11 protein-coding genes are annotated in these 8299 nt (G+C 52.6%); all 11 read left to right on the top strand.

The genetic code is table 11. The annotated features are described in order from the left end of the window. Positions 1 to 325 (top strand): terminase gpA endonuclease subunit (locus AK963_RS22475; protein WP_175404604.1); only part of this gene is annotated, 325 nt, incomplete at its 5' end. A 6-nt stretch (positions 326 to 331) separates the two neighbouring features. Beyond that, positions 332 to 532 carry a phage head-tail joining protein gene (locus AK963_RS22470; protein ID WP_066017655.1) on the top strand — a complete coding sequence of 67 codons (201 nt, stop codon included), beginning with the start codon at positions 332 to 334 and terminating at the stop codon, positions 530 to 532. A 2-nt stretch (positions 533 to 534) separates the two neighbouring features. After that, positions 535 to 2016, top strand: coding sequence for a phage portal protein (locus AK963_RS22465; protein WP_066017654.1), 1482 nt, complete (start codon positions 535 to 537; stop codon positions 2014 to 2016). Continuing rightward, entirely contained in the window at positions 2006 to 3037 is a 1032-nt protein-coding gene (locus AK963_RS22460; RefSeq protein ID WP_066017653.1) for a head maturation protease, ClpP-related, read from the top strand. Before AK963_RS22465 ends, AK963_RS22460 begins: the two co-directional genes overlap by 11 nt. Positions 3038 to 3071: 34 nt before the next feature. Further along, positions 3072 to 3437, top strand: coding sequence for a head decoration protein (locus AK963_RS22455; protein WP_066017652.1), 366 nt, complete (start codon positions 3072 to 3074; stop codon positions 3435 to 3437). Between the two features lie 64 nt (positions 3438 to 3501). Continuing rightward, entirely contained in the window at positions 3502 to 4497 is a 996-nt protein-coding gene (locus tag AK963_RS22450; protein WP_066017651.1) for a major capsid protein, read from the top strand. A 53-nt stretch (positions 4498 to 4550) separates the two neighbouring features. Next, positions 4551 to 4844, top strand: a complete 294-nt coding sequence (locus tag AK963_RS22445; RefSeq protein WP_066017650.1) for a hypothetical protein — start codon at positions 4551 to 4553, stop codon at positions 4842 to 4844. After that, entirely contained in the window at positions 4834 to 5448 is a 615-nt protein-coding gene (locus tag AK963_RS22440; RefSeq protein WP_066017649.1) for a hypothetical protein, read from the top strand. Before AK963_RS22445 ends, AK963_RS22440 begins: the two co-directional genes overlap by 11 nt. Continuing rightward, complete coding sequence (locus AK963_RS22435) at positions 5411 to 5821, top strand: hypothetical protein (protein WP_066017648.1); 411 nt, start codon at positions 5411 to 5413, stop codon at positions 5819 to 5821. Before AK963_RS22440 ends, AK963_RS22435 begins: the two co-directional genes overlap by 38 nt. Before the next feature lie 27 nt (positions 5822 to 5848). Next, the gene (locus tag AK963_RS22430; protein ID WP_066017647.1) at positions 5849 to 6592 is read left to right on the top strand and encodes a phage tail tube protein; all 744 of its coding nucleotides are present in this window, start codon (positions 5849 to 5851) and stop codon (positions 6590 to 6592) included. Between the two features lie 75 nt (positions 6593 to 6667). Continuing rightward, positions 6668 to 8299 (top strand): tape measure protein (locus AK963_RS22425; RefSeq protein WP_139117592.1); only part of this gene is annotated, 1632 nt, incomplete at its 3' end.

The following is an 8299-nucleotide window of genomic DNA, read 5'->3' as shown; positions in this document are numbered from 1 at the left end:
TTACTGCCATTGGCCTATTAAGGAGTGCTTTGATGAGGATTACTTCAAGCAGGCCACGGCGGAAGAAAAGCTCAAGAAATTCAAGCTCGGTGTTCCTTACTTTACGTGGGATGCCAAGAACCGCCGAAACGAGGCGCTGGATTGCCGGGTGTATTCTCTCGCTGCTGTTCGTATCTTGCAGCAACACAGGGGAATTAATCTCGAACGACTGGCATCCTCACGTCCATCGCCCGACGCTCCCGTGGAAGAAGACGAGCAGGAAGAAGCGCAAAAGGTAAAGCAACCGACTCGACGATCCTCCCGCAGTGCCTACCTTCAGAGATAAACCACCATGATTACCGACGCAGAATATCAGGCCCTGAAACGGGCGGTGCTCCTGCGGGAGACCCGCACCGTGGAATTTGAAGGCCGAAAAGTGGAGTACAGCAGCTTTGCCGACATGGAGCGGCGGCTGCATGCCATCGAGCGGGAGCTGGCCAAGCAACAGAAACGGCCTAAGCAATACGGCATCTATTCATCAAAAGGAGTTTGAGAATGGGCTTTATTGCCAACGCTTATGACAGGATCACAAGGCGCTTCAGAAACAGTGCCTACACCGCAGCCGGTTTGGGCCGCAGAACAAAAAGCTGGTATGCCCCTGCACTCTCTCCCCACACCGCACTGACCAGTGACTTATCCAAACTCATTAACCGCTCAAGGGCAGCGATCCGCAATGACCCGTGGGCCAGCAGTGGCCTGGAGAAACTGGTCAGCAATGTCATCGGCCGTGGCATTACACCAAAATCATTGGTCAGCGACGATAGCCTTCGGGAAGATTTGCAGACGTTATTCCTGCAATGGTCCGATGAATCGGACGCTGATGGTCTGCTCAGTTTTACCGGGCAGCAGTCGTTGATTACCCGAGCCATGCTCGAAGGCGGTGAATGTTTCGTTCGTCTGCGGCCACGACGTTTGGAGGACGGTCTATCGGTCCCGCTGCAGCTACAAATACTCGAGTCGGAATATGTGCCGCTCAGCTATAACGAGACGTTGCCAAACGGCAACGAGGTCAAGGCAGGCATCGAGTTCAATAAGCTGGGCAAGCGGGTTGCTTATTATATGCACCGCCAGCATCCGGCAGAGTTCGCCTTTGACAGCACAAAGCTGGTGCGGGTGCCTGCGGAAAACGTCCTCCATGTGTTTGAAGCCCTGCGTCCGGGACAACTCCGGGGCCAGCCATTATTAACGCAGGTATTGGTCAGGCTCTATCACCTCGACAAGTTTGATGATGCCACGCTATTGCGGCAGGAGATCGCCAACCTGTTCACCGGCTTTATCAAGAAGCCCTCCCCGGAGCAAGACCCTATTGATCCCCTGACCGGCAAACCGCTGGTGTTCGGAGCCGATGGTCTGCCCATGGTGGCCATGGAGCCCGGAACGATGCAGGAGTTGGCACCGGGGGAAGAAGTGGAGTTTAACAGTCCTCCTGGCACTGCTGCGGATTACCCGAACTTTATGAAGCAGCAGATCATGGCCATCGCTGCCGGTATGGGCCTGCCCTATGAACTGCTCTCCGGAGACATGGCGGGTGTCAGTGACCGGGCCTTGCGGCTGATCCTGAACGAGTTCAGACGGCGCATTCAGCAAATTCAACATAACCAGATCATCTTTCAATTTTGTCGCCCGGTATGGAACCGCTGGCTGGATATGGCCGTTCTCAATGGTTCTATTTCCATTCCCGATTACAGCAGCCGGCAGTCCTCCTATCGTCGGGTGAAATGGATCGCTCACGGCTGGCCCTATATGCACCCCGTTCAGGATATGCAGGCGCAGAAAATGGCGGTGCGCTCAGGCTTTAAGTCTCGTTCAGAAGTGGTTAGCGAGCAGGGTTACGACAGCGAGCAGATTGATGCAGAAATCTCCGCAGATAACCGTCGTGCGGATGGCCTTGACCTGAAATACGACAGCGACTCAAGGGCTTCGGAGAAGGAGCCACTTATCTCAACTAACCCAAAGGACGACAACGATGAGTCATAACCGCCAGTGGTTCTCCTTCAAGAACGAGGCAGGCCAAACCCCGGAACTCTTTATCTATGACGATATTGATGACTGGTGGGGAGTCTCCGCACAAAGCGTAGTGGATCAGATCAGGGATATGGACGCTGCCGAGATCAATGTCCGGATCAACTGCCGGGGTGGAATGGTGTTCGAAGGCATTGCCATTTATAACGCCTTGCGTCTGCATAAGGCCAACGTGCATATCAGCATCGAGGGTCTGGCGGCGAGCATTGCTAGCGTCATTGCTATGGCAGGCGATACCGTCACCATCGCTGAAAACGCCATGATGATGATTCACAACCCTTACGGGTGGGCCACAGGCGATGCAGAGGCGATGAGAAAGACCGCTGATGTAATGGACAAGATTGCAGACAGTATTGCTGTGTCGTACACCGCCAGAACCGGCAAGAGCATCGAAGAACTCAAAGCCCTGATGGAAGCAGAAACGTGGTTCACCGCTCAAGAGGCTCTGGATATGGGCTTGGTGGATCAGATTGATGAGCCAGTTAAAGCCGCTGCCTGCTTTGATCTTTCCCGCTTCACAAATGCACCTGCAGGCTTTGGCCGTTCAGAAGAGCAGCCAGAAAATAAGCAGCAGGAGACGGAAAAACCGGATTCGGAAAAAGAACCGGAGGCATCGACTAAAGAGAAACCTGACGTTGATGCTGTGGCTATTGCTGCTCTGTGTAACCAAGCTGGCTACCCGGAAAAGACCGAAGCGTTCCTGAAAGAAGAGTTATCCGAGACCATGGCTAAAGATCGTCTGAATGCCTTCGATGAGATCAAAAATCTCTGCAAGGCAGCGAGCCAGGAGAGCAAAGCAGCCGAGTTCATTGTGGCCAATAAATCCCTGGATGACGTGCGCAGCGAGCTATTCGATCTGCTGACCAAAGACGATCAACCGATCCACAACACCCTGACGCCACAGCAGCAGGGACTTCCGAAACCCTCCGAGGCTTTAGACACGCAGGCGATTTACAGCAGGCGTAACCGGGCCTGATTTCCCCAAACCCGTTAATAAAAGGACTTTAGCAATGAAAACTGAAGGAATGCACACTGGTGAGTTTCTGGTATCCGAAGGCAACAACAGCATCAGCCGTGAGCAGGTAACATTCGGAGCCAATCTCGATATGGAACCGGGAACCGTAGTGGCCAAGGTAACAGCAACCGGCGTTTACATGCCCCTTAATCCAGCCGGGGCTGACGGAACTGAAATGGCGGCAGGTGTCCTCTACGCAGGCAAGGTAACGGATGCCTCCGGAGGTGACGGTGTCATTATCGCCCGTCTGGCAGAAGTGGTAGACAGCATGCTGGTATGGCCTGCCGGGATTACCGCCGAGGAACAGGCTGCTGCCGTGGGCGAGCTGGCCGGTCTGGACATTATTACCCGCAACTCCTAAGCATCCCGCTTAACCCCTTTCGCAGTACTTCCCTTTAAAAAATCTCTATCTAAGGAGAGATAGCATGGCTTTCATGGATATTTTTAATGACGACGCTTTCAGTCTGACCAGCCTGACTGCGACCATCAATAAGATGGATTACAAGCCCCGACGCCTGGGCGAGCTCGGCCTCTTTCAGGAGAGCGGCATTACCACTACCACCGCCGTGGTAGAGAGCGTCAACGGCATCCTGCGTCTGCTGCCTTCTTCCGAGCGTGGCGCTCCGGCCACTCAGGCCGTTGGCGAGAAGCGTCAGATGCGCAGCTTCGTGATCCCGCACATTCCTCACGACAGCACCGTACTGGCGGCAGAAGTTCAGAACGTCCGTCAGTTTGGAAGTGAGGATGCCTTGCAGGGTGTGCAGGCGGTCATTAATCAGCGCTTGGGCCAGATGAACGGCAACCACGAGGTGACGCTGGAATTCCTGCGCATGGGTGCCCTCAAGGGTGAGATTCTCGATGGAGACGGAAGCACCGTACTCTACAACCTGTTTGATGAGTTCGGCGTAAGTCAGCAGACCCACAACTTTGCCTTTGGTACTACGTCAACCGACGTTCGTGCGCAGGCGGTGAAGGCTCGCAGGAAGGTGGACGCTGCCATGGGTGCCTCTCCCTACTCCGGCCTCCGGGCGTTCTGCGGTGCTGACTTCTACGATGGCATGGTGAACCACAAGTCCACCAAGGAAGCCTATCAGCGTTGGATGGACGGTGAGGCGCTGCGTAACGATCCCAAGACCGGCTTCCGCTTTGCGGATATCAACTGGGAGGAATACCGTGGCAACGTCAGCGGTCAGGACTTTGTGGCTTCCAACGAAGCGTTCTTGTTCCCCGAAGGAACGGATAACTTCAAGACGTGGTTCGCTCCGGCGGATTTCGTGGAAACCGTCAACACCATCGGCCTGCCTCGCTATGCCAAGCAGAAGGTGATGGACTTTGAGAAGGGTGTGCTCATTCATACCCAATCGAACCCGCTGCCGATCAACCTGAACCCTACTTCGGTTATCAGGCTCACTATGAGCTAAGCGGCTGGCTGGCCTTCGGGCCAGTTCCTTATCCCCTTTTGGAGACTGCCCTTATGGATGATGCTTTCCAGCAAATGGGTCACTCAATCCTTCAGACATTCGGGCAGTCCGTTTTATTGACCCTTGCCGATCAATCCTCTCTGGAAGCCCTCGGCATTATCAAAACGGAACTGGTGGAGCTTGGAAAATACGAAGCCATTCAGGGCCAGATCATTGTCCTGTCGCTGGATAGCTCGATCAGGCTAAAGCGTGGCGATACGGTTCAGGCTAATGGGCTGCTGTATCAAGTTGACCGGAAATTAAAAGACGATGGCTATTTAGCCAAGTGGAATATTTATGCTGATTGAAAAGATTTCTTTAGAGGTCAGTGAAGAAATTGAAATCCTCGAAAACTTATTCAAAGCAGCACCAGAGGTAACAGAAAAAGCTCTCAATAGAACAATGGTAAAGCTTGGGAAATGGTCGGAAGTGCAAGTATTACGAGTTATGGCGAGAGACCTTGAAATTCGACAGAGCAAATTGAAAGAGTTTGGTCGGATAAGAACTCGTCTGGCAAGTGGATACAAGGACAGCAAGTACTTAGTAGTCTGGATCGGAACAGACCCTATTGGCGCACATAACTTTGGTCGAGCAACGCAAAGAGCAAGAGGTGTTCAGGTCGGAAGGCGAGCATTCTATCAAAGTGCATTCTTAATGAAGCCGGTCAATGCTGAAAGATCTTTGATTTTCGAACGAGAGGAAAACTGGAGACATAAGTGGCGAAAGTCCAAAGTATCAGGTCGCTGGATGTGGATGGGGTTGCCGATCTTCTCTCATAAAGTCCCTCTCTATAACACAGCCATAATGGCTTTAAGAGAATTAGAGCCCAAGATATTCAACCATTTTGCCAAGGTGCTTCATCAGGAACTGAATTATGCCTTCAAGATTGAATCAAGAAAGAGTAATCGTTGAAAAACTGATCGAGCACTTAAAAACTATTACCGAGAATGTTCAGCTTGGATACTCAGGCACCGGATTGGAAAAGGATATTGAGATCCCTGCAATTCTGGTGCAGCTATCATCCATCACCGAAGAACAGCGTCAGGGTGCTAAGGCAAAATTTCAAATTGAATTCCATATCAGCGCAGTCGTCAAAACCAATCAAGATACTACTTATAACCTAATTGATCTTTCTCGCTCAATTCGGGAACTATTCTCAACGGGAAGTCGTTTCACACCCGAAGTTAGAACCGTATCCATCAGTGAAACCCAGTTCGATATTTCCCCAAGCAATGCACACCTGTCGTTTGCAGACCTGCAACTGCAGATAGAAGTCATCCTATAACCCCACCTTCCTTTTAAGGAGAAAACCATGTCTACAACGGATCGTAGTTTTATTGGTGCTGGTAGCATCTACCTGAAGCCTGCCGATGATTCAGCCCCCTTACTGCCTGTTGGCAACGTCAGCGAGTTTAAATTCAGCTTTGAAGAAGATAAAAAAGAGCTGAAGAACTACCTCGGCGGCGGTGGCAACCGCAACACCATCAGCCGTATTTCGTCGATCTCGGCCAGCCTCACAGCGCATGATTTCACGGCGGCTAATCTGGCAATGGCTCTGCGTGGCTCGGCCACTGCGGGATCAACCACAGCCGTTGTGGATGAGCCGCACACCAGCTTCGGAGTGGGTAACGAACTGATCCCCTTTAACAAGATGCCCGATATGTCCCAAAGCATCACGGTCAAGGACAGCCTCGATGCCACCCTCACCGAAGGCACCGATTACGAACTGACCAAGGCCGGGATCGTCGTTCTTGCCAGTGGCGGAATTGATAACCTGGGTGTGAGCGTGAGCTATACACCGCTGGCCTCCAATATGGTGCAGGCCTTGATCGAGTCAGGAAAGGAGTTCGTGCTGTTCATGGAAGGCCTGAACGATGCACAGGATGGTAAGGCGTTCAATATCCGGGTGCACAGGGTGAAGTTCTCGCCCGTTCAGAACCTTGATTTTATCTCCGACGATTTCGCCAGTATCCCCTTGGAACTGGACGTGCTGGCAGATACCACCATCACCGGCTCTGGTCTGAGTACCTTTATGCAGATTGATCTGGCGCAGTAATCCACGGTTTGCTTCCTGCAATGTAGCCCCTGACTCTTCAAAGGAGCAGGGGCTCTTTTTTTTAGATAAAAGATCATGGCCTCACTTAAAAAGTCAGCAATTCAGTTAGTCCTGAAGGCGAAAGATGCGCTGTCAGGAAAAGTGAAAAAATCAGCAGAGTCCCTTGAAGTTTTAAAAGGCGAAGCGGCTGACCTGCAAGTCCAGCTTAAAAAACTGAAAGAACAAAAGGCACTACTCACGTCTTTTGAAAAGCAGACCAAGGCCACTAAAGAAGCCAGCAAGGCCTTCAGTGCTGCCAAGACAAAAGTCGAGCGTCTGGCCAAAGAATTAAATCAGGCCGAAAAGCCCACCAAGGGCATGAAATCGGCACTGACCAAAGCAAGACAGGAGGTTAAGAAGGCCAACACCGCCTATGGGCGACAGCGTGAAGTACTGGCCAAACTTAGGGAACAGCTGACCAAAACCGGCCTGTCGAGTTCCAAACTGGCACAACAGCAGGAGCGGCTCGCAGAAGAAATTGAAGACACCGGCAATGCCTTCTGGAAGGCCAACAAAAAAGCCAAAGAAGCTGACCGCACCCTTAAAAAAGACACCCTGAAGAAAGTCGCCCGAGATGCTGATCAGGCATCAACCAGCGTTGGCAGTTTAGCCCGGAGGCTTGGCGGTCTGGTGGCGGCAGGGGCAGGCCTCTATGCCATCAAGCGTGGCATCCAGGCGATTCTCTCCACAGGCGATAAATTTGAGCGCCTCAATGTTCAGCTAGAGGCCATGATGGGCTCGGCGGCAGAGGGCGAGCGTGCGCTGGCGTGGATCAAGAATTTCACCAAAACCACCCCGTATCAGTTGGATGAAGTCTCCGACGCCTTCGTGCGTCTGAAGGCATTTGGCTTTGATCCGATGGATGGCACCATGCAGGCCGTGGTCGATCAGGCAGTGATGCTTGGCGGTGGCTTCGACCGGCTGCGGGGTATTGCCGTGGGCCTCGGACAGGCGTGGGCCAAGCAACGGCTGCAGGGGGAGGAAATCTTGCAGCTGGTCGAGCGTGGTGTCCCCGTTTGGGAAATGCTCGAACGGGTCACCGGCAAGAACGTTCTGGAAATTCGAAAACTGTCCGAAACCGGCAAGCTGGGTCGGGACGTGATCCGTGGCTTGATCAATGAGATCGCCAAGGGGGCAGACGGTGCTGCCGCAAAGAATATGACCCTGCTGACCGGCTACGTCAGTAACCTGAAAGACGAATGGTCGTATTTTCTCGATGCTATTGGCTCCAGCGGTGCGATGGATTACGCCAAGGCACAGATGAAGGCCTTAGCAGATCGCATCAAGGAAATGAATCAGGACGGAAGCCTTCAGGAACTCTCCAAAAACATCAGCCGTTCCATGATTGCCGCAGGCGAAGCGATCAAAAAGGCGGTGGGTGACATTACGTTAGACGACGTAGTCACCAAGTCCTCCGAAGCCTTCTCTGCGCTCACCAAAGGACTGGATACAATTGCCAAGGCTTTCACTGTCACTACCAACTCGGTCACGGCCTTTTTTGAGGGCTTCCAGGTTGGCGTAAAAGGCTTCGCCTCCGGCTTTCTCTATACCGTGGGTGAGATCATCTATGGCTATGGCAAGATTGCTGAAACGGTAAAAGCCAGCGATATAGCAAAGCCAATGTTGGAAACCACCAACTACCTGCGAGCCCTTGGTAAAGAGTTCGCT

It is taken from the genome of Endozoicomonas atrinae (assembly GCF_001647025.1).
GTDB classification, from domain to species: domain Bacteria; phylum Pseudomonadota; class Gammaproteobacteria; order Pseudomonadales; family Endozoicomonadaceae; genus Endozoicomonas; species Endozoicomonas atrinae.
Note: the sequence above shows the minus strand (reverse complement) of the source record. Positions and strands in the feature narration are given on the sequence as shown.

Excerpts from the sequence above, each read along its gene's own strand:
- AK963_RS22440 (WP_066017649.1), top strand. The coding sequence starts at position 4,834 with ATGCTGATTGAAAAGATTTCTTTAGAGGTCAGTGAAGAAATTGAAATC.
- AK963_RS22465 (WP_066017654.1), top strand. The coding sequence starts at position 535 with ATGGGCTTTATTGCCAACGCTTATGACAGGATCACAAGGCGCTTCAGA.
- AK963_RS22470 (WP_066017655.1), top strand. The coding sequence starts at position 332 with ATGATTACCGACGCAGAATATCAGGCCCTGAAACGGGCGGTGCTCCTG.
- AK963_RS22460 (WP_066017653.1), top strand. The coding sequence starts at position 2,006 with ATGAGTCATAACCGCCAGTGGTTCTCCTTCAAGAACGAGGCAGGCCAA.
- AK963_RS22445 (WP_066017650.1), top strand. The coding sequence starts at position 4,551 with ATGGATGATGCTTTCCAGCAAATGGGTCACTCAATCCTTCAGACATTC.
- AK963_RS22455 (WP_066017652.1), top strand. The coding sequence starts at position 3,072 with ATGAAAACTGAAGGAATGCACACTGGTGAGTTTCTGGTATCCGAAGGC.
- AK963_RS22435 (WP_066017648.1), top strand. The coding sequence starts at position 5,411 with ATGCCTTCAAGATTGAATCAAGAAAGAGTAATCGTTGAAAAACTGATC.
- AK963_RS22450 (WP_066017651.1), top strand. The coding sequence starts at position 3,502 with ATGGCTTTCATGGATATTTTTAATGACGACGCTTTCAGTCTGACCAGC.
- AK963_RS22430 (WP_066017647.1), top strand. The coding sequence starts at position 5,849 with ATGTCTACAACGGATCGTAGTTTTATTGGTGCTGGTAGCATCTACCTG.